This is a genomic window from Streptomyces sp. RerS4, assembly GCF_023515955.1.
In the GTDB taxonomy this organism is placed as follows: domain Bacteria; phylum Actinomycetota; class Actinomycetes; order Streptomycetales; family Streptomycetaceae; genus Streptomyces.
Genome location: NZ_CP097322.1, coordinates 6,117,151 through 6,142,045 on the forward strand (window position 1 = coordinate 6,117,151; position 24,895 = coordinate 6,142,045).

Sequence of the window (24,895 nt, forward strand, 5' to 3'; positions counted from 1 at the left end):
CGCCGGAGGACTGAGGATGAAGTTACCTGGCTCCGCGATACCGGCGTCCGAGGAGAGACGACTCAGGCGTCGCCTCAGGAGGGTGCGTCAGAGCTGCGAGGCCCTGCTCGACCAGTGGGGCATGGAGCGCGGCTGCGGCATCGACGACCTGCACCGCTACCTGAGCGAACAGCGTCGGCGGCCGATCCATTTGATATCGACGTCGTTCCCGGAGCCGCATCTCTTCGGTATTTGGCTCAAACTCGACGATTTCGACGTGATCGCGTTCGAGGAGGCGGCTTCCGCTTCCCACAAGGAACACATCATCGCCCACGAGCTCGCGCACATCGCTTTGGAACACAGCGGTTCCGTACAACTCGACCAGGCCGATCCGGGCGCGCTTTTCTCCGACGTCGACCCCGAGGCCGTCCGCGGCGTCCTGATGCGCTCCCGCTACAGCGACGACGAGGAGCAGGAGGCCGAGACGATGGCCTCGCTGATCCTCGCCCGCGCAGCGAAGCGCTGGACCGAACCGGCCTGGGGCGTCCCGGCGGAGGCCGCCGAGATCGTGGCCCGCATCGAGAGCGGGCTGGGCCGGCCCGACCGACCCGAGCAGGGGCCGCCGGCGTGATCTACACGATCCTCGCGTGGGTCTGCGCCGGCGTGGGCCTCGCGGCCTTCGCGTACCGCCTCCCCGACCTCCTGCGCCGCCGGCACGACATCGCCCTGTGGGCGCTGTGCACCTACTTCCTGTGCTCGGGCATCAGCTTCCTCGTCGACCTCGACCTGCTGCGCCTGCACATCTCGGCGTTCTTCGGCCTGCCCAACATCACCTCGCTCATCACCCAGGTCGCCGTCGTCGTGCTCACCGCCGCCCAACAGGTGGTCCTCGTCTACTGGTCGGCGCCCCCCGACCGGGCCCCGCGCATGGCGCGGCGCCGCGTGGCCTTCTTCGGCGCCGCCCTCGGCGTGCTGATCGTCGCCTCCTTCGTCGTCGGGCCCGTCGCCCGATCGGAGACGGCCACCTCGACGATCCTGCTCAGCATCCAGCACCGCGGCTACGCCCTCTACATGACCTTCTACCTGCTGATCTGCGCCATCGGACAGTTCGAGACGGTCCGGCTGTCGCTGCGCTTCACCGCGATGGCCAACCGCCAGTGGCTCAAGGTCGGCATGCGCACGGTGACCGTCGGCGCCACGCTCATCCTCGTGTACTGCGTCACCCGCGGCATCCAGATCGCCGGCACCCGCCTCGACTACGACGCCGCCGCCCTCGACCCCATCCAGTGGACCTGCGGCAGCGTCGGCGCCCTGCTCCAGATCGTCGGCTGGACCATCCCCTCCTGGGGCATCCACATCACCCGCGCCCGCGGCTGGCTGCGCAGCTACCGCTCCTACCGGCGCCTGCGCCCCCTGTGGTGGGCGCTGTACCAGGCCTCCCCGGACATCGCGCTCGACCCGCCCCGCTCCTGGGCGCGCGATCTGATTCCGCCCCGGGACCCGCACTACAGCCTCTACCGGCGCGTCATCGAGATCCGCGACGGGCAGCTGATGCTGCGCACCTCCCTGTCCCTGGCCGACTTCACCCGCGTCGCCCGGTCCCTGGACCTCCCCGAGGATCCCACCTCGCCGCTGGGCGAGGCCCTCCAGGTGCGCGCCGTCCTCGGCCGCCCGCCCGAGGAGCGGGTGGCCCGCGCCGAACAGGCCGACACCTCCGACATCCCGGAACGTCCGCCCTACGAGGACTTCCGCGACGAGGTGGACTGGCTGACCGAGGTGGCCTCCTCCTTCGACGCCCTCGGCGCGCGCGGCCGGGCCGGGCGCATCGAGGCCGGTCTGCTGCCGACACGGAGCGGATCCTGACCGCCGTGGCCGCCCCGCCGCCCGCGTACCAGGAGGGCGCGGAGGCGGCGGAGCGGTGGGCGCGGGCCGCCGTCGAACAGCTGGTCGCCGTCGACGTCGCCCACGGGGCGACGGCGGCCGTCCCCGTCGTACGCGACACCCTGCGCGCGGCCCCGTACCCCTGGCCCGAGCTCCGCCGCCCCGGCGGTACGGACCTGCTCTCCGCTCTGGCCGAGCTGTACGAGGTCGCCGGCTGGATCCTCTTCGACGCCGGGCACTACCGGCAGGCCCACCGGATGAACGCGCGGGCCCTGGCCCTCGCCGGGCGCAGCGGCGACCACTGGACCGCCCGGTTCGTCCTGCTGAACCACAGCATGCTCGCCGCCCACACCGGCCGGCCGCGCGCCGCACTGGAGGCCGCCTCCCGGGTGCGCGGGCGACGGCCGCTCCCCGCCAGGGTCGCCGGCATCGTCCTGATCCGGCAGGCGCACGCCCTGGCCCTCCTCGGCGGCCACGCACGCCCCCTGGAGCTGATCGCCCGCGCGCAGAACCGCTTCCTGGACGGCGTCTCGCGCCACGACCCGCCCTGGGCCTGGTGGATGGACCAGACCGAGCTGCTCGGACACCGGGGCTGGGTCGAGGCACGGCTGCGCCGCTGGGACCGGGCCATCCCCCTCCTCTACGAGGCGGCCACCGCGCCCGGCCCCGCCTACCGGCACCTGTTCACCGCCGAGTTGCTCTCGGCGCTGACCCGGGCCGGGGCCTGGCGGGAGGCGGAGGCCCTGATCGGCCGGATCGCCCCCGGGGCGGCCGCCATCGGCTCCGTCCGCACGACCGAGACGCTGGCCCGGACGGCGGCCGAACTGCGCGGCCACCCGGACGCCCCGCCGGCGGCCCGGGACGCGGCGGTCTTCCTGCACCGGTCCCTGCCGCCCCGGCCCCTGCTCCGGCCCCGGTAGCCGGGCCCATCGACCGGGGCAGGCCACCGGCGACCGGCCACCGCGAAGCGCCCACCCGCCCGGCCGTCGCACGCCGGGCCGCGCGCGATCCCGCCGGAAGCCGACCCCCAGCCGCCCCACCCGTTCCGCGACCCACCACCGACCCAACCCACCATCGACCCACAGACAGGACCCCATGCGACAGATCCGGATCACGACCCCGGCCGCCGTCCTCCTCGCGGCGGCCGCCCTCCTGCTCACCTTCGGCGGACCGGTGTCCGAGGTGTCCCTCGGCACCCGTGCCGCCACGGCGGCGACCCAGGACAACGCCTCCGAGCAGAGCAGCGCCTACATCTCCACCCACCTCTACTTCGGCACCGGGCGCCACAACGGCAACCCGCCCGTCACCGAGGAGGAGTTCATGAAATTCGTCGCCGACGTGGTCACGCCCCGCTTCCCCTCGGGGCTGACCCTCCAGGAGGCGCGCGGTCAGTGGCGCGACAAGGACGGTGACATCAACCGCGAGAGATCGTACGAGCTGACGGTGATGTACCCGGCCCGTGAGACCCACGCCCGCAACGCCGACATCGAGTACATCCGCCGCCTGTACTGCTCGACCTGGGAACTGGAGTCCGTGGGTCGGGCCGACGTACGGGCCCAGGTCGACTTCTGACCGATCGACGAGCCGGACGGGCCGACCGAACGGGCCGGCCCGCCGGCGGGCCTGATCGGCAGGGCCCCCAGCCGAGCCCTCGGCTAGGGTGAATCGGTAGGAATCGGACCCCCCGGGGTGAGGTCGGTGCATTGGACACGTACCAGTCGGCGAGCGAGGTGCCCGATCCGCCACCCCCGGCGGCCGTCGGTTACGCCGGCGTGCTGCGCGAGCTGCTGCCGATCGCCCTGTGGCGGGAGGACGCCGACGGGCGCGTCGTCGAATGGTCCCTCGCCGCGCAGGACCTGCTCGGCCACCGCCCCGAGGACATCCTCGGCCGCCCCGGCACGGACATCCTCGTCCCCGAGGTCAACCACGGGCTCGCCGACGACCTGACGCGCCGCGTCCAGGCCGGGGAGACCGTGGTCGGCACGCTCCCCGTGCGCCACCGCGACGGCCACCGGGTGCCCATGGAGATGTGGATCCTGCCCGCCGCCGACCCGCAGGGCCGTACGGGAGCGCTGCTCATCGCCGTCGAGACCTCCGAGGTCCTGCACATGCGGGACTCCCTCGCCGCCCTCCAGAGCCTCTTCACCCAGTCCCCGATCGGCCTCGCCACCCTCGGCCCCGACCTGCGCTTCCTGCGCGTCAACGACGCCCTGGCCCGGATGAACGGCGTCGCCGCCGCCGACCACCTCGGCAAACGCCTGACCGAGGTGGTGCCCGGCGTCAACGCCGTCGCCCTGGAGGCGACGATGCGCCGGGTGCTGGAACGGGGCACGGCCGTGGTCGACGTCCGCCGCACCGGCCGCACCCCCGCCGACCCCGACCACGACCGGACCTGGTCCTGCTCCTACGCCCCCCTCCTGGACAGCGGCGGCCGCCCCCTCGGCCTGATCGCCTCCCTCATCGACATCACCGAAGGCCAGCGGGCCCAGCGGGAGGCCGAACGGGCCCGGACCCGCTTCGCCCTCCTCGCCGAAGCCGGCACCCGCATCGGCACCACCCTGGACCTGCGCCAGACCGCCGAGGAGATCGTGGACCTGCTGGTGCCGCAGCTCGCGGACTCCGCCGACGTACAGCTCCTGGAAGCGGTCCTCGAACCGGACGAGGCCGCCGCCTCCACCCACGGCGTCCTGCGCCGGCTCGCGGCGACCTTCCCCGACCCCGAGGCACCCACCGCCCGACTGGCCCCCGGCCAGACCATGCGGATCCCCGCCGGCACCGTCTACGAGCGGGTCATCGCCGACGGGCTCCCCATGAACCTCTACGTCTCCGACATCCCGGCCCTGATCACCGACCCCCGCGCCGGAGCCCTGCGCGACTACCTCGCCACCCTCGGCTCCGCCCGCCTGGCCCCGCTCGTGGCACGCGGCAAGGTGCTCGGAGCCGTCGCCGTGACCCGGCTGCGCGAGCGCGAACCCTTCGACGCCCAGGACTGCGTCCTCATCGACGAACTCGTCGCCCGCGCGGCCCTCAACATCGACAACGCACGCATGTACACCACCCAACGCCAGGCCGCCCTCACCCTCCAGCGCAGCCTGACCAACAGCGCCCTGCCCCGGGTCCCGGGTCTGGAGCTCACCGGCCGCTACCTTCCGGCCAGCGAACACGACGTCGGCGGAGACTGGTTCGACGTCATCCAGCTGCCCCGGGGCCGCACCGGCCTGGTCATCGGGGACGTGATGGGCCACGGCATCCACGCCGCCGCCGTCATGGGCCAGCTCCGTACGGCCGTACGCACCCTGGCCCGGCTCGACGTACCGCCCGCCGACATGCTCCGCTCCCTGGACGCGGTGGTGGCCGACCTCGGCGAGGACGAGATGGCCACCTGTGTGTACGCCGTCCACGACCCGGCGACCGGCGGCTGCGTCATCGCCCGCGCCGGCCACCCGCCGCCCGCCGTGGCCGGCGCCGACGGCACGGTCTCCTTCCTCCAGGGCCCGCCCGGAACCCCGCTCGGCACCGGCGGGCACGACTTCCGCACCGAGGAGGTGCCGCTCCCGCCCGGCAGCCTCCTCGCGCTCTACACCGACGGGCTGATCGAGAGCCGCGACCGGGACCTGGACGAGGGGATGGCGCGGCTCGCGCACGCCCTGCGGCAGCCCGCGCGTCCGCTGGAGGAACTCTGCGAGGGCGTCCTCGCGCGGCTGCTGCCCGACGCCGCCCAGGACGACGTGGCCGTCCTGCTGGCCCGTACCGCCGGCTGACCGCCGCCGCGGCGGGCCCTGCCCGCGACGGGTCCCCGCCAGGCCATGTGGCCCCTACCAGGCCATGTCCTCCAGCGCGTCCAGGTCCGGCTCCGTCTCCGCCGGTTCCCGCCCGGCGGAGGACGACAGCTCCGCCCAGATGACCTTGCCGCGTTGCGTGTAGCGCGTCCCCCACCGTTCGGCGTACTGCGCGACGAGGAACAGCCCGCGGCCGCCCTCGTCCGTGGTGGCGGCGTAGCGCAGGTGCGGCGAGGTGCTGCTGCCGTCGGAGACCTCGCAGATCAGGTTCCGGTCGCACAGCATCCGCACCCGCACGGGCTGCGTCCCGTACCGCAGGGCGTTCGTGATCAGCTCGCTCAGCACGAGTTCGGCGGTGAACGAGACCTCCTCCAGGCCCCAGGCCGCCAGCTGCCCGGCCGCCTCCCGACGCACCCGCGAGACCGCCGCCGGATCCTCGGGGACCTCCCACTCGGCGATGCGGCCCGGATCCAGCCGCCGCGTGTCGGCGACCAGGAGGGCGATGTCGTCGCTCGGCGCCGGGAACAGCAGCGCCGCGAGCACGTCCGCGCACGCCTGCTCGGGGCTGCGTTCGGGTCGGGCCAGCGCCCGGCCCAGCAGCGCCAGACCGGTGTCGAAGTCCCGGTCGCGGTCCTCCAGCAGCCCGTCGGTGAACAGCACGAGCCGGCTGCCCTCCGGCAGCCGCACCGCCGTCGCCTCGAAGGGCATGCCGCCCACGCCCAGCGGCAGGCCCGTGGGCAGCGCCGGGAACTCCACGCGCCCGTCCGGGTGCACCAGGGCGGGCCCGGGATGCCCGGCACTGGCCATCGCGCAGACGCCCGAGACCGGGTCGTAGATGGCGTAGAGACAGGTGGCGCCGGTGATGCCGGCGCTTCCGTCGACCCCTTCGACGTCCTCCGTCACGGGGATCCCCATCTCGTGGGCGTCGGCGACGCCGGGCCCGACGTGCCCGCCGTCCCCGGCGGCGCCGCTCTCCAACTGGTCGATGCGGTCGATCAGCTCGTCCAGGTGGCCCAGCAGCTCGTCGGGCGGGATGTCCAGCGTCGAGAAGTTGTGCACGGCCGTGCGCAGTCGACCCATCGTCGCCGCCGCGTGCACCCCGTGCCCGACCACGTCGCCCACCACCAGCGCCACCCGGGCTCCCGGCAGCGGGATCACGTCGAACCAGTCGCCGCCCACCCCCGCCTTCGCGGGCAGGTAGCGGAAGGCGACGTCCACCGCCGTGAGGTCCGGCAGCACCCGGGGCAGCAGGCTGCGCTGGAGCGTCACGGCGGTGGCGTGCTCGCGGGTGAAGCGGCGGGCGTTGTCGATGGAGACGGCCGCCCGCGCGCCCAGCTCCTCCGCGAACGACAGGTCCTCCTCTTCGAAGGCCTCGGGGGTGTCGGCGGCCCGCCAGAAGTTCGCCATGCCGAGGACGACGCCCCGCGCCTGGAGCGGCACCGAGATCAGCGAGTGCAGCCCGTAGTCCAGGGCCACCCGGGTGCCCGCGGGGTCCTGGGCCCGCCAGCCCATCGCGGCGTTCAGATCGGCGGCGAGCACCGACCGCCCGGCCTCCAGCGCGGCCGCCATCGGAGCCGTCGGCACTTCGAAGCGGATGGTGTCCCCGACCGGCTGGAGCGGCTGGTCCGTACGGATTCCCGACATGGCCGCGCGGCGCATCTCCGTGTGCGTGCGGCCCGCCGCCGCCGGCTCGTCGCCGCGCAGCACCGGCTCCAGCAGCTCGACGGTCACGAAGTCCGCGAACCGCGGCACGGCCACCTCCGACAGCTCCTCGGCGGTGCGCACCACGTCCAGGGTGGTGCCGATGCGCACGCCGGCGTCGTAGAGCAGCTGGAGCCGTTCGAGTGCCACCTCGGCCCGCCCGGAGAGCGCGGCCAGATCGGTGGTGTCGCGCAGGGTCGTGACGCTGCCCGACGGCTTGCCGACGAAGGGCTCGGTGGGGCGTACGTTGACGGCGAGGAGCCGCTCGCCCGCGAGGTGCACCTCGTCGGTCGCGACGCGGCCCGAGACGAGGAGCTCGGTCGTACGCGGATCCAGACCGAGGTCCGTCACGTGGCGCTGCTCGGCGTCGGGCGGCAGGTCCAGCAGGCGCTTGGCCTCGTCGTTGGCGAGCACCAGCCGGTGGTCGCCGTCGACGATGAGCACGCCCTCGCGCACGGCGTGCAGGACGGCCTCGTGGTGCTCGTTCATCCGGGCCATCTCGGCCGCGCCCAGGCCCCGGGTCTGGCGCCGCAGCCGGCGGCTGACCAGAGCGGCGCCGCCGGTGCCGAGCAGCAGGGCGCCGGCGGCCGCGCCGATCAGCAGCGGCAGCTGGTTCTCGATGGTGTCCCCGACGTTCGCGACCTCGATCCCGGTGGAGACGAGCCCGACGACGGCGCCGCTCTCGTCCCGTACGGGGACCACGGCCCGCACGGCGTCACTCGGGGCGCCCTTGAAGGTCTCGGTGAAGGACTGTCCGGCCGCCGCGCGGGCCAGGTCGCCGGTGGCGCGCTCGCCGATCAGTTCGGGTCGGGAATCGGTGTAGCGGATGCCGTCGGGGGTCATGACGGCGATGAAGTCCAGCCCGGAGGCCTTGCGGGCGCCCTCCGCCCGGGGCTGGAGGACGGCCGTCGGATCGGGGGACTTCAGAGCGGCCGCCACTCCCGGCGCGTGGGCGAAGGCCTCGGCGGCGGCGAGCGAGCGGTTGCGGGCGTCCTTCAGGCCGTCGTAGCGCGCCTGGAACACCAGGGCCAACGCGGCGGCGGCGATGAGCACCAGCACGATCGCGGCCTGGAGCGCGAAGACCTGGCCCGCGACGCTGTCCGGGACCAACGAGAGACGCGCGAGCAGGCCGGCGGGTCGCGCCTCACCGTGCCGCCGACCCGAACGTCCGCTCATGAGCCCTTTCTAACACTGTCACCGGTTAAGGGAGCGTTGGCCGCCGCCGTGCGGTACGCGCGCGGGCTCGTGCCGACGTGGGCGCCGAAGTGCTGACGGAAGGTGACCTCGCTGGCGAACCCGGCCCGCCGGGCCACCTCGGGAACGGGATGATCGGTGCGCTCCAGCAGTTTGCGGGCCTCGTCGAGCCGCCGGGCGATCAGCCATTTGTGCGGGGTGGTGCCGGTGGCCGCCGCGAAGTGCCGGGCGAAGGAGCGCGGCGACATGCCCGCCCAGCGGGCCAGCGTGGCCACGTCCAGCGGCTCGTGGAGCCGCCGCAGGGCCTGCTGTCGTACGGCGGCCAGTGCCTCGGCGGTCCGGTCGGCGGTCGGGGTGGGCCGGTCCAGGTACTGGGCGTGGTCGCCGGTGCGGAAGGGGCCGGTGACCATCGAGCGGGCGATGGCGGCGGCGGCCTCGGCCCCGTGCGCCTCGCGGACCAGGTGCAGGCACAGGTCGATCCCGGAGGCCACCCCGGCGGAGGTCCACAGCCCGTCGTCCTCGACGAACAGCGGCGCCTCCTCGACCAGGACCCCGGGATGACGGGCGGCGAGCTGCGGGGCGAGCGACCAGTGGGTCACCGCCCGGCGCCCCTCCAGCAGCCCGGCCTCCGCCAGCACGAAGGCCCCGGCGCACAGGGCGGCCACCGGCACCCCGCGCGCGTGCGCCTCCCGCAGCGCGGCGAGGACGGGCTCGGCCGTCGGGTCGGTCGGCTCGGCCAGGGCCGGTACGACGATCAGGTCGGCCCGGCCCAGCCAGTCGAGACCCCGGTCCGGGGTGAGGCTCAGCCCGCCCGGCAGTGCGATCGGGCCCGGCTCCAGGGCGCAGCGGCGCAGCTCGAAGACGGGCACCCCGAGGTGGCCGCGGTCGGGACCCCAGACCTCGGTGATGACGGCGAGGTCGAAGGCCCGGATCCCGGGCTGGGCGACGATGGCGACACGGCGCATGCGGCCACTGTGCCAGAGACCGCGGCGATGGTTCTGCCAGGCCGGCAGGATCCCATCGTTTTCGGTCCCCGCAGTCGCCGGCTCCGGGCCCGCGCGGGGCAAAGGATGGAGCCATGACACGGACCGCGATCGAGATCGCCGACAACAGCGCCCTGCTCGTCATCGACGTCCAGAAGGGCTTCGACGACGCCTCCTTCTGGGGCCCCCGCGACAACCCGGACGCCGAGACCAACATCGCCGCCCTCATGGACGCCTGGCGCGCGACCGGCCGCCCCGTCGTCCTCGTCCGGCACGCCTCCGTCCACCCCGGCTCGGTCCTCGCCGCGGACCACCCGGGACACGCCTTGAAGGACCTGGTGGAGGAGCGCCGACGCGAGGACGACCTGCTGATCACCAAGACCGTCAACTCGGCCTTCTACGGCGCCCCGGACCTGGCCGCCTGGCTCACCGCCCGAGGGATCGGACAGCTGGTCCTCACCGGCATCCAGACCAACATGTGCGTCGAGACCACCGCCCGGATGGCGGGCAACCTCGGCTACGACGTCCTGGTCCCCCTCGACGCCACCCACACCTTCGACCTCACCGACGGCACGGGCCCCGGCGGCCTCGCCCTCACCGCCGCGCAGCTCGCCGCCGCGACCGCCGTCAACCTCCAGGGCGGCGGCTTCGCCCGCATCGTGACCACCGCTCAGCTGCTGTCGGCCGCCCGCGCCGGGGCCACGGCGTAGTAGACCGGTCGCTCGGGGCCTGCCGGTGGGTGCGGCGACGGCGAAGGCCCGGCTCCCCGCGCAGTGCGTCGCGGGGGGACCGGGCCTTCGGCCGTGCCTGCCGGATGCGCGTCAGAGCACGTCGGCGGCGATGTTCTCGGCGACCCGCTCCAGCAGGGGGCCGGCGTTCGGGATGGACTTGGCCGGGTCGGGCTCCAGGTCGGTCAGCGGGTAGGCACGGCGGATGCCGGCGGCCTCCAGCGCCGCCTGGTCCAGCAGCAGTCGGCCGCAGACCGCCACGACCGGCTTGCCCGCCGCGCGCGCGGCGGCCGCGACACCCGCCGGGGCCTTGCCGTGCAGGGTCTGCTCGTCCAGCGAGCCCTCACCGGTGATGACCAGCGTGGCCCGCTCCAGCGCCGGGGCGAAGCCGAGCACCTCCAGCATCAGTTCGATGCCGGGTCGGAAGCTCGCGCCGAGCAGCAGGGCCCCGTAGCCGATGCCGCCCGCGCCGCCGGCGCCCGGGGAGGCCGCCAGCTCGGCGGCCCGGCCGCCGATCGACCGCTCCAGCACCCGCGCGTAGTGCGCCAGGGCCGCGTCCAGCGTCGCCACGTCCTCGGGCGAGGCGCCCTTCTGCGGGCCGTACACCGCCGCGCAGCCCTTCGGGCCGGTCAGCGGGTTGTCCACGTCGCTGGCCAGGACGAAGTCCACGTCCGCGAAGCGGGCGTCGATCCCGGACAGGTCCGCCGAGGCCAGGTCCGCCAGGGCGCCGCCACCCGGGCCGACCGGTTCGCCGTTCGCGTCCAGGAACACCGCGCCCAGCGCCGCCAGCATGCCCGCGCCGCCGTCGGTGGTGGCGCTGCCGCCCACCCCGAACACGATCGAGGTCGCGCCCGCGTCCAGCGCGGCCTTCAGCACCTCGCCGGAGCCGTACGTGGTCGCCGTCAGCGGGGCGAAGGTGCCCGCCGGCAGCAGCTGGAGCCCGGAGGCCTCCGCCATCTCCACCACGGCCGTGCCGTCGCGCAGCGCGAAAGCGGCCGTGACCTGCTCGCCGAGGGGTCCGGTGACCCGTACCTCCCGGCGTTCGAACCCGGCCGCCACGGCGGCCGCGACGGTCCCGTCGCCGCCGTCCGCGACGGGGAGGGTCTCGACCTCCACGCCCGGTACGGCCTTGCGAAGGCCCGCCGTCACCCGCTCCGCGACCTGAACGGCCGTGAGCGAGCCCTTGAATTTGTCCGCGGCGATGAGCACGCGCGCGGCCTCAGTTACTGCTCCGTCCGTCACCTTTGCTGATCCCTTGCTATCGAACAGTGCAGTCGCGCCACCATGAGCCTATCCGGAGGATCCTCCTATGCCCATGGGTGGCCTGGCTCACATCCGGCGTGCCATGCGGCTAAATACGGATATACGCCTGCATAGTGTGGCCGCATGAGCGCGGATTCGCTGGAACAGGGCCGTCCGGATACCCCGGGTGGGGGCTCCGAGGGTCCTGACGGCGGTGCGCCCGACTTCACCGTCGTCACCATCGGCGTGATCGCCGTGCTGGCCGTCGTGGCCTGGGCGGCTCTCGGCAAGAGTTCCTTCGACACCGCGTCGAGCAGCGCGCTCGGCTGGGTGCTGAACAACTTCGCCTGGCTGTTCGTGATCGCCGCCGACGTGTTCCTCGTGATGTGCGTCGCCCTCGCCATCAGCAGGTTCGGCCGGGTCCGGCTCGGCGCCGACGACTCCGAACCCGAGTTCACCAACCTCGCGTGGATCGCGATGATGTTCAGCGCCGGCATGGGCATCGGCCTGATGTTCTACGGGGTCGGCGAACCGCTCACCCACTACCTGAACCCGCCCCCCGCCAGCGGCGCCGCCCCCGGCACCGGCGCCGCCGCCCGCGCCGCCCTCGACTACTCCTTCTTCCACTGGACGCTGACCCCCTGGGCCATCTACGGCATCGCCGGCCTCGCCCTCGCCTACGCGACCTTCCGCAAGGGCCGCGGCAACCGCCTCAGCTCCGCCTTCGTCCCCCTGATGGGCGAGGCACGGGCGCGGGGGTGGCAGGGCCAGACCATCGACCTGCTCGCCGTCTTCGCCACCGTCTTCGGCACCGCCACCAGCCTCGGGCTGGGCGCCCTCCAGGTCGCCGAAGGTCTCGACATCACCGCCGGAGTCACCTCCTCCACCCGCGTCCAGCTGGTCATCATCGCCGCCCTGTCCGCCGCGTTCGTCCTCTCCGCCTTCTCCGGGCTGCACAAGGGCGTCAAATGGCTCAGCACCGTCAACATCGTGCTCGCCGCCGCCCTGATGCTCTTCGTCTTCCTCCTCGGACCGACCGTCTTCGTCCTCGACGTCATCCCGGCGAGCGTCGGCAGCTACCTCCACGAGCTGCTGCCCATGGCCACGCGCACCGGAGCCTTCACCGACAGCGTCTGGCTCGGCACGTGGACGATCTTCTACTGGGCGTGGTGGCTCTCCTGGGCGCCGTTCGTCGGCACCTTCATCGCCCGCATCTCGCGCGGTCGCACCATCCGCGAGTTCCTCATCGGCGTCCTCCTCGTCCCCAGCGGCGCCACCGTCGTCTGGTTCTGCGTCATGGGCGGCACCGCCATCCGCATCGACGCCACCGGCGCCGCCGACCTCGCCGCCAAGGTCAAGGAAGGGGCGGAGGCCTCGCTCTTCGCCATGCTCGACGCCCTGCCGCTCGGCACCGTCACCTCCTGGGTGGCGATGCTCCTGGTGATGACCTACTTCGTCACCAGCGCCGACTCCGCCTCCCTCGTCATGGGCTCCCTCACCAGCCGCGGTTCCCTCCACCCGCCGACCTGGCTCGTCGTCACCTGGGGCGTGCTGATGGCCGCCGTGGCCGCCGTCCTGCTCGTCGCGGGCGGCCTCAAATCCCTCCAGACCGCCACGATCCTCGTCGCGCTGCCCTTCGTCATCGTCATGCTCCTGCTGTGCTGGGCCCTGGTGAAGGAACTGCGCACCGACCCCGGCGCCGGCCCCACCCGCCACCACGCCCTGCACGGCCTGCGGGACGCCGTGAAGGCCATGGTCGGCGACGCCATCACCGAACAGGGACCTGCCCGCCACCCGCGCCTGCGCCGCCTCGCGGAGTCCCGGGGGCGCGAGCGCGAGGACGGCGGCCACCCACAGGAGTGATCACGGGGCCGCCCGCCGTGGCGCCCCGGGCGGCCGGTTAGGGTGGCGCCGTGACCACCACCGATGACTACGCCGCCTACATCGCGAGCCTGCCCCGGGTGCTGGCCGGCGCGGCCGCCCTCTTCCGTGACGCCGAGGGCCGCGTCCTGCTCGTCGAGCCCAACTACCGCGAGGGTTGGGCCCTGCCGGGCGGCACCATCGAATCCGACCAGGGGGAATCCCCCCGGGAAGCCGCCCGCCGCGAGAGCGCCGAGGAGATCGGCCTCGACGTCCCGCTCGGCCGGCTCCTCGCCGTCGACTGGAGCGTGGGCCCCGACCGCCCCCCGCTCGCCGCCTACCTCTACGACGGCGGTGTCCTCGACGCCGCCCAGTTGGCCTCGATCACCCTCCAGGAGGAGGAACTGCTCTCCTGGAAGCTCGTCGAACCCGACGAACTCACCACCCATCTCCTCGGATCGCTGGGCCTGCGCGCCCAAGAGGCCTACCGCGCCCTCCAGTCGGGCGAGGGCCCCGTGGAGCTGGAGAACGGCCGCCGCCCCATCGCGTAGCCCCGGCGCCGGCGCCGCCCACCCCACCGGGCGGACCGGCCGCGGGAGTTGTCCACCGCCAGACACGACCAGGGCAGAATCAACTGATGATCACCATGTACGCCTGGCCCAGCACGGCCGACGGCACCGACGCCCTCCCCATGGTCCACTTCACCACCGACGAACAATCCGCCGGCGAGGTCACCCCCGAAGGGGAGCCGGTCTGGATGTTCGACACCGCGATACGCGAGGGCGGCTGGGCCCCCTTCGAGGACTTCGAGGGCTGGTCCGCGCCCGCCGAGGGCTGGCAGGCCTTCTACCGCCGCGAGGACGACCTCCTCGCCGTCACCGGCCCCGGCGCCTGCGAGGGCTGGTACCAGGGCCGGCTCGGCGCCGACGACGACTGGGTGACGGCGGCCGCCACCCAGCAGAGCGTGGTCCTCCTCGCCGCCCCCGTCCAGCACCCGTCCCTCTACGCCTACGCGGTCGAGGCCGGCGCCGGATTCGCCCTCCTGGTCCCCCTCGCCGTCATCTGAAGCCCTGTCGGGCCGGGCCGTCAGCGGCCCGCGCCCGCGCTCTCGAACTCCAGCAGCCGCACCTTGCGCTCGATGCCGCCGCCGTACCCCGTCATCGAGCCCGAGGCGCCGATCACCCGGTGGCAGGGCACGATGATGCCGACCGGGTTCTTCCCGTTCGCCAGCCCCACCGCCCGCGAGGCGTTCGGCTTGCCCAGCTCCGCCGCGAGCCGCCCGTACGACCACGTCTGCCCGTACGGGATCCGCCGCAGCTGCGCCCAGACGCCGCGCTGGAAGTCGGTGCCCTCCAGCCGCACCGGAACGGTGAACTCCGTCAACTCCCCGGCGAAGTACGCGGCCAGCTGCCGCACCACCTCCGGGAACGGCTCCTCGGCCGGCGCGACCCGCTCCCCGAAGGACTCCTCCGCCGGACGGTGCCGCTGACCGGTCATGTACAGGCCGCTCAGCACCCCGTCCGTGGCGACCAGGGTCAGCGGCCCGTACGGGCTCTCGACGACGGTGTGCTGCTTGCTGCTCAGGACGGCGCTGCTCATGACTGTGCTCCTCGAACGGGCGGCAGGTGGTTGATGGCGTGGTCCTCGGTGGCCCACAGGTACTGCACGGCGTACGCCCGCCAAGGCCGCCAGTGGCCCGCGCGGGCCGTCAGCGCGGCCGGCGTGGACGGCAGCCCCAGGCCCCGCGCCGCACGGCGCACGCCCAGGTCGGACGGCAGGAACGCGTCGGGGTCGCCCAGCGCCCGCATCGCGATGATCTCGGTGGTCCACGGGCCGAAGCCGGGCAGGCCCGTCAGCCGGGCGCGGGCCGCCTCCCAGTCGCTGTCGATGCCCAGCGGCAGCGAGCCGTCGGCCAGCGCGGAGATCAGGGTGGTCAGCGTGGTCCGGCGACTGCCCGGCACGGCCAGGGCCTCCGGGTCGAGGCCGGCCAGCGCCTCGGGACTCGGGAACAGGTGCGTCAGCCCGCCGTGCGGATCCTCGACCTTCTCCCCGTACGCGGTCACCAGCCGGGCCGCGTGCGTGCGCGCGGCGGCCGTGGACACCTGCTGCCCGAGCACCGCCCGTACGGCGAACTCCGCCGCGTCGACGGTACGGGGCACCCGGCGCCCCGGGGCCTTGTCCACGAGCGGGGCCAGCAGCGGGTCGGCGCGCAGCTGCCCGTCGACGGCCTCCGGGTCGGCGTCCAGGTCCAGCATCCACCGGCAGCGGCTGATGGCGATCGTGAGGTCGCGCAGGTCCGTCAGGGCCAGCCGGCAGCCGATGTGGTCGGGGCCGGGGGTGAGGGCCACGACGCCGGTGCCGTACGGCAGGCGCAGGGTCCGGCGGTAGGCCCCGTCACGCCACTCCTCGACCCCGGGCACGGCGGTCGCCACGAGGTGGCCGAAGAGGTTGTCCGGGTTCAGCGGCGCCCGGTAGGGCAGCCGCAGGCTCAGCGTGCCCGGCACACGGGGCAGCACCTTGCGGCCGCCGCTGCGCTCGGCGCGCTCGCGCAGGGCGCTGGGGGAGAGGGCGAAGACCTCGCGGACGGTGTCGTTGAAGGTCCGGATGGAGGAGAAACCGGCGGCGAACGCGATGTCGGCCATCGGGAGCGTCGAGGTCTCGATCAGCAGCCGGGCGGTCTGGGCGCGCTGCGCGCGGGCCAGGGCGAGCGGTCCGGCGCCCAGTTCGGCGAGGAGCTGGCGCTCGACCTGCCGCGTGGAGTAGCCGAGGCGGGCCGCGAGACCGGGGACGCCCTCGCGGTCCACGACGCCGTCCTGGATGAGGCGCATGGCGCGGGCCACGGCGTCGGCGCGGGCGTTCCACTCGGGGGACCCGGGGCTCGTGTCGGGTCGGCACCGCTTGCAGGCCCGGTAGCCGGCCTGCTGGCAGGCGGCGGCGCTGGGCAGGAAGGTCATGTTCTCGACCTTCGGCGGCACGGCCGGACAGCTGGGCCGGCAGTAGATCCCGGTGGTCCGCACGGCGGTGAAGAACCAGCCGTCGAAGCGGGCGTCCTTCGACTGCACGGCCCTCACGCAGCGGTCGGTGTCGGTGTACATGCCTCCAGCATCCCGGCCGGCCCCACCACGGGCTGGCGGTTTTCCGACATCAAGCGTAGCGCTCCTCAGCCCAGCCGAACGCTGCCCGCGCTCCTCAGCCCCGCCGGCGTTCGAGGCGCGGGGGTCCGGGGGCGGAGCCCCGGGGTCTTCCAGCCCGTCCGGCGTTTGAGGACCGGGTCCGGGCAGAGCCCGGGAAACGAAAGGGCCCCCGGCCGCCTGGCGGCGGCACGGGGGCCCCTCGTACACGAAAGCGGCAAGCGCTACGGCAGCTGCGCGGCCCGCGCCTCACGCCGATTGTGGCGGAACGTGTTGGCCCGCCGCGTCGTCGCGAACAGCGGAATCGTGGCCGCCAGCGCGATCTGCAGCGCGCAACCGGTCTGGAGCAGCAGCTGACCGCCCGGCGCGTCGAACGCCCAGGCCGCCAGCAACCCCATCGCCCCGATGATCCAGCTGAGCATGGCCGCCGCGAGGACCCCCCGCGGCTTGGGGTACTCGACCCGGCTCACCATCAGCCAGGCCACGCCGACGATCGCCAGCAGGGTCGGGATGAAGGGGAGCTCCAGCAGCACGATGGAGACGACCGTCAAGGCTCCGAAGGGGCTCGGCATGCCCTGGAACATGCCGTCCTTCATCGTCACGCAGCTGAATCTGGCGAGTCTGAGGACCACGGCCAGCAGCACCACGATGGCCGCGAGCGCGGACACCTTCTGGTGGGCGTCGTCCGCGACCATGCCGTAGACCAGCACGAAGTACGCGGGCGCGAGCCCGAAGCTGATCAGGTCGGACAGGTTGTCCAGCTCGGCGCCCATCGGCGAGCTGCGCAGCTTGCGGGCCACGATGCCGTCGAAGAGGTCGAAGACCGCCGCGAGGAGCATCAGTATCACCGCGGTCGCCGCGCTGTGCCGGGCCATGCCCGACTCGCCGCTGCCCGTGAGGTGCGGGATGAGGATTCCGGTGGTGGTGAAGTACACCGCCATGAATCCGCAGGTCGCGTTCCCGAGGGTGAGGGTGTCCGCTATCGACAGCCGCAGTGAGAGCGGCATGTCGTCGGCGTCGTCCTCCTCCTTGGCCTCGGGCACCCAGCCGGTGGCGGGAGTCTCAGGGTCAGTCACGGTCAATTCGGGTCACCCCCGCGGTGGTGGCCTGACCGACCTCGACCGCGACCTCGACGCCCTCGGGGAGGTAGATGTCGACGCGCGAGCCGAAGCGGATCAGACCGATGCGTTCGCCCTGCTCCACCTTGGTTCCGGCCGGCAGGTACGGGACGATGCGACGGGCGACGGCACCGGCGATCTGCACCATCTCGATGTCGCCGAGCTCGGTGTCGAAGTGCCAGACGACGCGCTCGTTGTTCTCGCTCTCCTTGTTGAACGCCGGGACGAACCCGCCGGGGATGTGCTCCACGGACGTCACCGTGCCCGCGAGGGGCGCGCGGTTGACGTGGACGTTCAACGGGCTCATGAAGATCGCGACGCGGGTGCGCCCGTCCTTCCACGGCATGATGCTCTGCACCACACCGTCGGCGGGCGAGATGACGCGACCCTGGGCGATCTCACGCTCGGGGTCGCGGAAGAACCACAGCATGCCCGCCGCGAGCGCGGTGGCGGGCACGGCCGCCGCGGCCCAGCGTCCGGACTTGCGCGCCCGGGTGAGGCTGAGCGCCGCGGTGGCGACGGTCGGCAGAAGCCACGGCGATGCTCCGCGCGCGAGGCGTACGCCAAGGAGGCTGTCGCGAGGTGCAGAGGTTTGGCTGTGGGGCATGGATGACCTTCGTAGCGAGTGATTGCCGCGCCGCAAACGGGGGGACGGGACGGCGGCTTTACTGGAATGCTATCGGTTGCGCGCAACAACTGGGCAAGCCAGAAGCCGAGTCGATGACCGCCGGCCAGTGACTGGTAGTGACTCTTCTGCGGTGGATCTTCGGATGATCCACCGCAAAAGGGACTTTCAGCCCTGGAGTCGGTACTCCTCAAGCAGGCGTCGCCCGATGATCATTTTCTGAATCTCGGCGGTTCCTTCACCGATCAACAGCATCGGCGCCTCTCGGTAGAGCCGCTCGATCTCGTACTCCTTCGAGAAGCCGTAGCCGCCGTGGATCCGGAAAGCGTCCTCCACGACCTCCTTGCAGTATTCGGAGGCGAGGTACTTCGCCATGCCCGCTTCGAGGTCGTTTCGTTCCCCGGAGTCCTTTTTGCGTGCTGCGTTGACCATCATCGCATGGGCGGCTTCGACCTTGGTGGCCATCTCGGCCAGCTTGAACTGGATGGCCTGGTGCTCCGCGATCGCCTTGCCGAAAGTGTGACGTTGCTGTGCATAAGAGACACCCAGCTCGAACGCACGCTGAGCGACACCGCAGCCACGCGCCGCCACGTTGACGCGGCCGACCTCGACCCCGTCCATCATTTGGTAAAACCCTCGGCCGGTCTGGCCGCCGAGCACCCGATTGGCCGGAATGCGCAGTCCGTCCATGATGAGCTCGGTCGTGTCGACGCCCTTGTAGCCCATCTTGTCGATCTTGCCCGGGATCGTCAGACCCGGCCGGACCTCTCCGAAGCCCGGCTCCTTCTCCACGAGGAAGGTCGTCATCGACTTGTGGGGCGCCGTGCCCTCGGGGTGTCCTTCGTCACTTCTGACCAGAACCGCCACCAAAGTGGAGCTGCCGCCGTTCGTCAGCCACATCTTCTGGCCGTTCAGGACGTACTCCTCGCCGTCCTTCACCGCCTTCGACGTGATGGCCGACACATCGGAGCCGAGCCCCGGCTCGGACATGGAGAACGCGCCCCGCACCTCGCCCAGCGCCATGCGGGGCAGGAAGTGGTCCTTCTGCTCCTGCGTGCCGTGCTGCTTGAGCATGTAGGCCACGATGAAGTGGGTATTGATGATGCCCGAGACGGACATCCAGCCCCGCGCTATCTCCTCGACGCACAGCGCGTACGTGAGGAGCGACTCGCCCAGGCCGCCGTACTCCTCGGGGATCATCAGGCCGAAGAGGCCGAGCTCCTTGAGGCCGTCGACGATCTGCTGCGGGTACTCGTCACGGTGTTCCAGCTCGGTCGCGACCGGGATGATCTCCTTGTCCACGAACTCGCGGACGGTCTTGAGGATCTCCCGCTGGACGTCGGTCAGGCCGGCGGTCTGGGCGAGTCGGGCCATGGCTACTTCCCCTGTTCCTTCAGCTGGGGCCGGCCGGGCTGCTCGCCGCCGCGCTCCTTGATGTACGTCTCGGTCGGGACCATCACCTTGCGTCGGAAGACGCAGACGAGGGTGCCGTCCTGCTTGTAGCCCTTGGTCTCCACGTAGACGATGCCGCGGTCGTTCTTGGACTTCGACGGGGTCTTGTCGAGGACCGTGGTCTCGCCGTAGATCGTGTCGCCGTGGAAGGTCGGCGCCACGTGCCGCAGTGACTCGATCTCCAGGTTGGCGATGGCCTTCCCCGAGACGTCCGGCACGGACATGCCCAGCAGCAGGGAGTAGATGTAGTTGCCCACGACGACGTTCTTGCCGAAGTCGGTCGTGTTCTCGGCGTAGTTGCTGTCCATGTGCAGCGGGTGGTGGTTCATGGTCAGCAGACAGAAGAGGTGGTCGTCGTACTCCGTGACCGTCTTCCCGGGCCAGTGCTTGTAGACCGCCCCGACCTCGAACTCTTCGTACGTGCGTCCGAACTGCATGGAATCAGGCCTCCGGGATCTCGAACTTGCTGGTGCGCTGCATGCCGGCGGCGCGGCCCTTGCCCGCGATGACCAGGGCCATCTTGCGGCTGGCCTCGTCGATCATCTCGTCGCCGAGCATCGCCGAGCCCTTCTTGCCGCCGGCCTCCGAGGTGCACCAGTCGTACGCGTCGAGGATCAGCTCGGCGTGGTCGTAGTCCTCCTGGGAGGGGGAGAAGACCTCGTTGGCCGCGTCGACCTGGCCCGGGTGGAGCACCCACTTGCCGTCGAAGCCCAGTGCCGCGGCCCGGCCGGCCACCTCGCGGTACGCGTCCACGTCGCGGATCTGGAGGAAGGGGCCGTCGATCGCCTGGAGGTTGTGCATGCGGGCCGCCATCAGGATCCGCATCAGGATGTAGTGGTAGGCGTCCGCGCCGTAACCGGGCGGCTGCATGCCCACGACCAGCGACTTCATGTTGATGGAGGCCATGAAGTCGGCCGGGCCGAAGATGATGGTCTCCAGGCGCGGGGAGGCCGCGGCGATCTCGTCGACGTTCACCAGGCCCTTGGCGTTCTCGATCTGCGCCTCGATGCCGATCTTGCCGACCTCGAAGCCCATGGTCTTCTCGATCTGCGTCAGCAGCAGGTCGAGGGCCACGACCTGCTGGGCGTCCTGCACCTTCGGCAGCATGATGCAGTCGAGGTTCTGCCCGGCGCCCTCGACGACCGTGATGACATCGCGGTACGTCCAGTGCGTGGTCCAGTCGTTGACGCGCACGACGCGGGTCTTGCCCGTCCAGTCACCGTTGTTCAGCGCGTCCACGATCGTGTGGCGGGCGCCCTCCTTGGCGAGCGGCGCGCAGGCGTCCTCCAGGTCCAGGAAGACCTGGTCGGCCGGCAGGCCCTGGGCCTTCTCCAGGAAGCGCGGGTTCGAACCCGGCACCGCGAGGCAGGAGCGACGCGGGCGAAGACGGTTCACCGGGTGGACAGGCGTGGTCATGCGGGGACCTCCGTGCTTGCAACGATTTCGAGAGGGGCGAGCTTGTTGGCTTTGCGGATCTCGTCGACGATACGACCGATGATCTCCGTGATGCCGAAGTCCTTCGGCGTGAAGACGGCGGCCACACCGGCTTCCTTGAGTGTGATGGCATCCGCGTTCGGAATGATGCCCCCGACGATCACGGGGATGTCACCCGCCCCCGCCGTGCGCAGGCGTTCCAGCACGTCGGGGACCAGGGCGCTGTGCGAGCCCGACAGGATGGACAGTCCCACGCAGTGCACGTCCTCGGCCAGCGCCGCCGACGAGATCTCCTCGGGCGTCAGCCGGATGCCCTGGTAGACCACCTCGAAGCCGGCGTCGCGGGCGCGGACGGCGATCTGCTCGGCGCCGTTGGAGTGCCCGTCCAGGCCGGGCTTGCCGACCAGCAGGCGCAGCCGGCCGGAGCCGAGCTCGTCGGCCGTACGGGCGACCTTCTCGCGGACCTCCGCCATGGGGGTGCCGGGTTCGGCGGTGACGGCCACCGGGGCCGAGGAGACCCCGGTCGGGGCACGGAACTCGCCGAACACCTCGCGCAGCGCGCTCGCCCACTCGCCGGTGGTGACACCGGCGCGGGCGCACTCCAGGGTGGCCTCCATCAGGTTCTCGGTCCCGGCGGCGGCCTCCTTGAGCCGGTCCAGGGCCTGCCCGACGGTCGGGAAGACGAACGGGTCGCCGCCGCCCTGGCGCTCCGAGGACTCCTGGCGCTCGGCCCGCCAGCGGCGGATGCGCTCGACGGTCAGCTCCTCCACGGCCGCGTCCACGGTCATGATGGCGCCGTCCAGGTCGGCGGTGAGCGGGTTCTCCTCGGTCTGCTGGAAGCAGTTCACCCCGACGATCTTGTCCTCGCCGGCCTCGATCCGGGCACGCCGCTCGGCGTGCGAGGAGACGAGCTGCGACTTCAGGTACCCCGACTCGACGGCGGCCATCGCGCCGCCCATCTCCTGGATCCGGTCGATCTCGGCCAGGCACTCGGTGACCAGGGAGTCGACCTTGGCCTCGATGACGTGGGAGCCGGCGAAGATGTCCTCGTACTCCAACAGGTCGCTCTCGTGGGCCAGGACCTGCTGGATGCGCAGCGACCACTGCTGGTCCCAGGGCCGGGGCAGGCCCAGCGCCTCGTTCCAGGCCGGCAGCTGCACGGCGCGGGCGCGGGCGTCCTTGGAGAGGGTGACCGCGAGCATCTCCAGGACGATGCGCTGCACGTTGTTCTCGGGCTGCGCCTCGGTCAGGCCCAGGGAGTTGACCTGGACGCCGTAGCGGAAGCGGCGCTGCTTGGCGTTCTCGATGCCGTAGCGCTCCCGGGTGACCTGGTCCCAGATGCGGCCGAAGGCGCGCATCTTGCACATCTCCTCGATGAAGCGGACGCCCGCGTTCACGAAGAACGAGATACGGGCGACCACCTCGCCGAAACGATCCTCCGGGACCTGGCCGGAGTCGCGCACCGAGTCCAGCACGGCGATCGCGGTCGACATCGCGTACGAGATCTCCTGGACCGGCGTGGCTCCGGCTTCCTGGAGGTGGTACGAGCAGATGTTGATCGGGTTCCACTTCGGGATGTGGTTGACCGTGTACGCGATCATGTCCGTCGTCAGGCGGAGCGAGGGCCCCGGCGGGAAGACGTGCGTCCCGCGCGAGAGGTACTCCTTGACGATGTCGTTCTGGGTGGTGCCCTGGAGCTGCGCGATGTCCGCGCCCTGCTCCTCGGCGGCCACCTGATAGAGCGCCAGCAGCCACATGGCGGTGGCGTTGATCGTCATCGAGGTGTTCATCTGCTCCAGGGGGATGTCCTGGAACAGCCGCCGCATGTCGCCCAGATGGGAGACCGGGACCCCGACCCGGCCCACCTCGCCGCGGGCGAGGATGTGGTCGGGGTCGTATCCGGTCTGTGTCGGCAGGTCGAACGCGACCGACAGGCCCGTCTGGCCCTTGGCGAGGTTGCGGCGGTACAGCTCGTTGGACGCCTCGGCCGTGGAGTGGCCGGCGTACGTCCGCATGAGCCACGGCCTGTCCTTCTGGCGCTCTGTCATCTCAGGCGATCCTCTGCGGACTTCAGATGTTGCGGAACCGGTTGATGGCGTCGATGTGCTGGGCGCGCAGCTCGTGGTCGCGGACGCCCAGGCCCTCCTCGGGGGCCAGCGCGAGGACGCCGACCTTGCCCTGGTGGAGGTTGCGGTGGACGTCGTACGCGGCCTGGCCGGTCTCCTCCAGGGAGTAGACCTTCGAGAGGGTGGGGTGGATCTTGCCCTTGGCGACCAGGCGGTTGGCTTCCCACGCCTCGCGGTAGTTCGCGAAGTGCGAGCCGATGATCCGCTTCAGCGACATCCACAGGTAGCGGTTGTCGTACTCGTGCATGTAGCCCGAGGTCGAGGCACAGGTGGTGATCGTGCCGCCCTTGCGGGTGACGTAGACGGAGGCGCCGAAGGTCTCGCGGCCCGGGTGCTCGAAGACGATGTCGATGTCCTCGCCGCCGGTCAGCTCGCGGATGCGCTTGCCGAAGCGCTTCCACTCCTTCGGGTCCTGGGTGTGCTCGTCCTTCCAGAACCTGTAGCCCTCGGCGTTGCGGTCGATGACCGCCTCCGCGCCCATGGCCCGGCAGATGTCGGCCTTCTCGGGGGAGGAGACGACGCAGATCGGGTTGGCACCGCCGGCCAGCGCGAACTGGGTGGCGTAGGAGCCGAGCCCGCCGCTCGCGCCCCAGATCAGGACGTTGTCGCCCTGCTTCATGCCGGCGCCGTTGCGGGAGACCAGCTGGCGGTAGGCGGTGGAGTTGACCAGGCCGGGGGAGGCTGCCTCCTCCCAGCTGAGGTGGTCGGGCTTGGGCATCAGCTGGTTGGACTTGACCAGCGCGATTTCGGCGAGTCCACCGAAGTTCGTCTCGAAGCCCCAGATGCGCTGCTCGGGGTCGAGCATCGTGTCGTTGTGGCCGTCCGAGGACTCCAGCTCGACCGAGAGGCAGTGCGCGACGACCTCGTCGCCCGGCTTCCAGGCGTTGACGCCGGGGCCGGTGCGCAGCACGACGCCCGCGAGGTCGGAGCCGATGATGTGGTACGGGAGGTCGTGGCGCTTGGTGAGCTCCGAGAGGCGCCCGTAGCGCTCCAGGAAGCTGAAGGTGGACACCGGCTCGAAGATCGAGGTCCACACGGAGTTGTAGTTGACCGAGGAGGCCATGACGGCCACCAGCGCCTCGCCCGGTCCCAGTTCGGGGACAGGGACCTGGTCGAGGTGGAGGGACTTGCGGGGGTCCTTCTCGCGGGTGGTGAGCCCGGCGAACATCTCCGTCTCGTCCTTGTGCACGGTGATCGCGCGGTAGGAGTCGGGGAGCGGCAGGGCCGCGAAGTCGGCGGCGGTGGCGGACTGCGACTGAATCGCGTCCAGGATGTCCTTCACGGTATTGCCTCCGGCTGAGCGCTGATGAGGGTGCGCCGAATGGATACGCGGTGCGTACGTGGGTGCGTGTGGATGGTGGTGCGGGGTGCCGTCGGTTCGGCGGAGCTGTGGTGCGGGCACGCCGTGGTGAGGCGTGCGGGAGCCTGGTGACGCAGGCATCCGGGGCGCGTTCCGTGCCGAGTGGGCGTGGGTCGCGGGGACATCCGGACGGGATTCAACGTATGGCACCCCGTGTCACTCGACAAGGCACCGCGTGCCAAAACTTTCTCTCATTTGCCGATTGACCTGCGCAGATGAGCGATGATCGATCAGAGTTACCCGCGAGTAGGGGCCAACCCGGACAAACACGAAGGCCGCCCCCGGAACGGGGGCGGCCTGGT

The 24,895-nt window shown here is 71.9% G+C and carries 21 protein-coding genes; 9 read left to right on the top strand and 12 right to left on the bottom strand.

Translation table 11 applies throughout. The features are described 5' to 3' along the window. The first annotated feature begins 82 nt into the window (after window positions 1-82). The 5 genes from M4D82_RS27500 to M4D82_RS27520 all read left to right on the top strand — a co-directional run bounded on the left by M4D82_RS27500 (window position 83) and on the right by M4D82_RS27520 (window position 5,621). Window positions 83-610: a M48 family metalloprotease gene (locus tag M4D82_RS27500; RefSeq protein WP_249768812.1), complete on the top strand. Its 528-nt coding sequence runs from the start codon at window positions 83-85 to the stop codon at window positions 608-610. Continuing rightward, the gene (locus M4D82_RS27505; RefSeq protein ID WP_249768814.1) at window positions 607-1,842 is read left to right on the top strand and encodes an MAB_1171c family putative transporter; all 1,236 of its coding nucleotides are present in this window, start codon (window positions 607-609) and stop codon (window positions 1,840-1,842) included. Before M4D82_RS27500 ends, M4D82_RS27505 begins: the two co-directional genes overlap by 4 nt. Further along, window positions 1,743-2,780: an NsdA family TPR-like regulatory protein gene (locus M4D82_RS27510; RefSeq protein ID WP_502989093.1), complete on the top strand. Its 1,038-nt coding sequence runs from the start codon at window positions 1,743-1,745 to the stop codon at window positions 2,778-2,780. Before M4D82_RS27505 ends, M4D82_RS27510 begins: the two co-directional genes overlap by 100 nt. Window positions 2,781-2,955: 175 nt before the next feature. Next, the gene (locus M4D82_RS27515) at window positions 2,956-3,432 is read left to right on the top strand and encodes a DUF3574 domain-containing protein (protein WP_249768828.1); all 477 of its coding nucleotides are present in this window, start codon (window positions 2,956-2,958) and stop codon (window positions 3,430-3,432) included. 131 nt (window positions 3,433-3,563) lie between these two features. Further along, the gene (locus tag M4D82_RS27520) at window positions 3,564-5,621 is read left to right on the top strand and encodes a SpoIIE family protein phosphatase (RefSeq protein ID WP_249768839.1); all 2,058 of its coding nucleotides are present in this window, start codon (window positions 3,564-3,566) and stop codon (window positions 5,619-5,621) included. 54 nt (window positions 5,622-5,675) lie between these two features. Here the strand turns inward: M4D82_RS27520 and M4D82_RS27525 are convergent, their stop codons facing one another. After that, window positions 5,676-8,516 carry a SpoIIE family protein phosphatase gene (locus M4D82_RS27525; RefSeq protein WP_249768850.1) on the bottom strand — a complete coding sequence of 947 codons (2,841 nt, stop codon included), beginning with the start codon at window positions 8,514-8,516 and terminating at the stop codon, window positions 5,676-5,678. Further along, the gene (locus tag M4D82_RS27530) at window positions 8,513-9,499 is read right to left on the bottom strand and encodes a GlxA family transcriptional regulator (RefSeq protein WP_249768851.1); all 987 of its coding nucleotides are present in this window, start codon (window positions 9,497-9,499) and stop codon (window positions 8,513-8,515) included. The genes M4D82_RS27525 and M4D82_RS27530 overlap by 4 nt, the downstream gene beginning before the upstream one ends. A 113-nt stretch (window positions 9,500-9,612) precedes the next feature. On the opposite strand from M4D82_RS27530, the gene M4D82_RS27535 reads away from it, so the two are divergent. Next, complete coding sequence (locus M4D82_RS27535; protein WP_249768860.1) at window positions 9,613-10,227, top strand: cysteine hydrolase family protein; 615 nt, start codon at window positions 9,613-9,615, stop codon at window positions 10,225-10,227. Between the two features lie 111 nt (window positions 10,228-10,338). Here M4D82_RS27535 and M4D82_RS27540 read toward each other — a convergent pair whose 3' ends face one another. Further along, a complete protein-coding gene (locus tag M4D82_RS27540; RefSeq protein WP_249768862.1) occupies window positions 10,339-11,487 on the bottom strand; it encodes a glycerate kinase in 1,149 nt (382 codons plus the stop codon). Window positions 11,488-11,631: 144 nt separating this feature from the next. Between M4D82_RS27540 and M4D82_RS27545 the strand changes: the two genes are divergently transcribed. The 3 genes from M4D82_RS27545 (at window position 11,632) to M4D82_RS27555 (ending at window position 14,413) form a co-directional block, all read left to right on the top strand. Further along, window positions 11,632-13,350, top strand: coding sequence for a BCCT family transporter (locus M4D82_RS27545; protein WP_249768864.1), 1,719 nt, complete (start codon window positions 11,632-11,634; stop codon window positions 13,348-13,350). A gap of 50 nt (window positions 13,351-13,400) precedes the next feature. Further along, window positions 13,401-13,898, top strand: a complete 498-nt coding sequence (locus tag M4D82_RS27550) for an NUDIX domain-containing protein (protein WP_249768866.1) — start codon at window positions 13,401-13,403, stop codon at window positions 13,896-13,898. A gap of 86 nt (window positions 13,899-13,984) precedes the next feature. Then, window positions 13,985-14,413 carry a hypothetical protein gene (locus M4D82_RS27555; protein WP_249768868.1) on the top strand — a complete coding sequence of 143 codons (429 nt, stop codon included), beginning with the start codon at window positions 13,985-13,987 and terminating at the stop codon, window positions 14,411-14,413. A 20-nt stretch (window positions 14,414-14,433) separates the two neighbouring features. On the opposite strand, the gene M4D82_RS27560 is transcribed toward M4D82_RS27555, so the two are convergent. From M4D82_RS27560 to ccrA, 9 genes are all read right to left on the bottom strand, one after another. Next, entirely contained in the window at window positions 14,434-14,946 is a 513-nt protein-coding gene (locus M4D82_RS27560; protein ID WP_249768870.1) for a methylated-DNA--[protein]-cysteine S-methyltransferase, read from the bottom strand. Continuing rightward, window positions 14,943-16,442 (bottom strand): AlkA N-terminal domain-containing protein, encoded by a 1,500-nt coding sequence (locus M4D82_RS27565; RefSeq protein WP_249768872.1) that lies wholly within the window; start codon window positions 16,440-16,442, stop codon window positions 14,943-14,945. Before M4D82_RS27565 ends, M4D82_RS27560 begins: the two co-directional genes overlap by 4 nt. Before the next feature lie 260 nt (window positions 16,443-16,702). Continuing rightward, window positions 16,703-17,521 (bottom strand): CDP-diacylglycerol--serine O-phosphatidyltransferase, encoded by an 819-nt coding sequence (pssA, locus tag M4D82_RS27570; protein WP_249772204.1) that lies wholly within the window; start codon window positions 17,519-17,521, stop codon window positions 16,703-16,705. A 25-nt stretch (window positions 17,522-17,546) separates the two neighbouring features. Then, on the bottom strand, window positions 17,547-18,203 hold the full coding sequence (locus M4D82_RS27575; protein WP_030010161.1) for a phosphatidylserine decarboxylase: 657 nt from the start codon (window positions 18,201-18,203) through the stop codon (window positions 17,547-17,549). Window positions 18,204-18,389: 186 nt separating this feature from the next. Then, window positions 18,390-19,595: an acyl-CoA dehydrogenase family protein gene (locus M4D82_RS27580; RefSeq protein ID WP_048476593.1), complete on the bottom strand. Its 1,206-nt coding sequence runs from the start codon at window positions 19,593-19,595 to the stop codon at window positions 18,390-18,392. 2 nt (window positions 19,596-19,597) lie between these two features. Continuing rightward, complete coding sequence (locus tag M4D82_RS27585; protein WP_030155134.1) at window positions 19,598-20,110, bottom strand: MaoC family dehydratase; 513 nt, start codon at window positions 20,108-20,110, stop codon at window positions 19,598-19,600. A gap of 4 nt (window positions 20,111-20,114) precedes the next feature. Continuing rightward, window positions 20,115-21,089 (bottom strand): HpcH/HpaI aldolase/citrate lyase family protein, encoded by a 975-nt coding sequence (locus tag M4D82_RS27590; RefSeq protein WP_249768874.1) that lies wholly within the window; start codon window positions 21,087-21,089, stop codon window positions 20,115-20,117. After that, complete coding sequence (locus tag M4D82_RS27595) at window positions 21,086-23,155, bottom strand: ethylmalonyl-CoA mutase (protein ID WP_249768876.1); 2,070 nt, start codon at window positions 23,153-23,155, stop codon at window positions 21,086-21,088. The genes M4D82_RS27590 and M4D82_RS27595 overlap by 4 nt, the downstream gene beginning before the upstream one ends. 22 nt (window positions 23,156-23,177) lie before the next feature. Next, complete coding sequence (ccrA, locus tag M4D82_RS27600) at window positions 23,178-24,515, bottom strand: crotonyl-CoA carboxylase/reductase (protein WP_249768878.1); 1,338 nt, start codon at window positions 24,513-24,515, stop codon at window positions 23,178-23,180. Between the last annotated feature and the right edge of the window lie 380 nt (window positions 24,516-24,895).

Coding starts and splice junctions, on each gene's coding strand:
- M4D82_RS27575 (WP_030010161.1), bottom strand. CDS start 18,203: ATGCCCCACAGCCAAACCTCTGCACCTCGCGACAGCCTCCTTGGCGTA.
- M4D82_RS27560 (WP_249768870.1), bottom strand. CDS start 14,946: ATGAGCAGCGCCGTCCTGAGCAGCAAGCAGCACACCGTCGTCGAGAGC.
- M4D82_RS27555 (WP_249768868.1), top strand. CDS start 13,985: ATGATCACCATGTACGCCTGGCCCAGCACGGCCGACGGCACCGACGCC.
- M4D82_RS27535 (WP_249768860.1), top strand. CDS start 9,613: ATGACACGGACCGCGATCGAGATCGCCGACAACAGCGCCCTGCTCGTC.
- M4D82_RS27595 (WP_249768876.1), bottom strand. CDS start 23,155: ATGACAGAGCGCCAGAAGGACAGGCCGTGGCTCATGCGGACGTACGCC.
- M4D82_RS27585 (WP_030155134.1), bottom strand. CDS start 20,110: ATGCAGTTCGGACGCACGTACGAAGAGTTCGAGGTCGGGGCGGTCTAC.
- M4D82_RS27545 (WP_249768864.1), top strand. CDS start 11,632: ATGAGCGCGGATTCGCTGGAACAGGGCCGTCCGGATACCCCGGGTGGG.
- M4D82_RS27515 (WP_249768828.1), top strand. CDS start 2,956: ATGCGACAGATCCGGATCACGACCCCGGCCGCCGTCCTCCTCGCGGCG.
- M4D82_RS27530 (WP_249768851.1), bottom strand. CDS start 9,499: ATGCGCCGTGTCGCCATCGTCGCCCAGCCCGGGATCCGGGCCTTCGAC.
- M4D82_RS27580 (WP_048476593.1), bottom strand. CDS start 19,595: ATGGCCCGACTCGCCCAGACCGCCGGCCTGACCGACGTCCAGCGGGAG.
- M4D82_RS27565 (WP_249768872.1), bottom strand. CDS start 16,442: ATGTACACCGACACCGACCGCTGCGTGAGGGCCGTGCAGTCGAAGGAC.
- M4D82_RS27590 (WP_249768874.1), bottom strand. CDS start 21,089: ATGACCACGCCTGTCCACCCGGTGAACCGTCTTCGCCCGCGTCGCTCC.
- M4D82_RS27525 (WP_249768850.1), bottom strand. CDS start 8,516: ATGAGCGGACGTTCGGGTCGGCGGCACGGTGAGGCGCGACCCGCCGGC.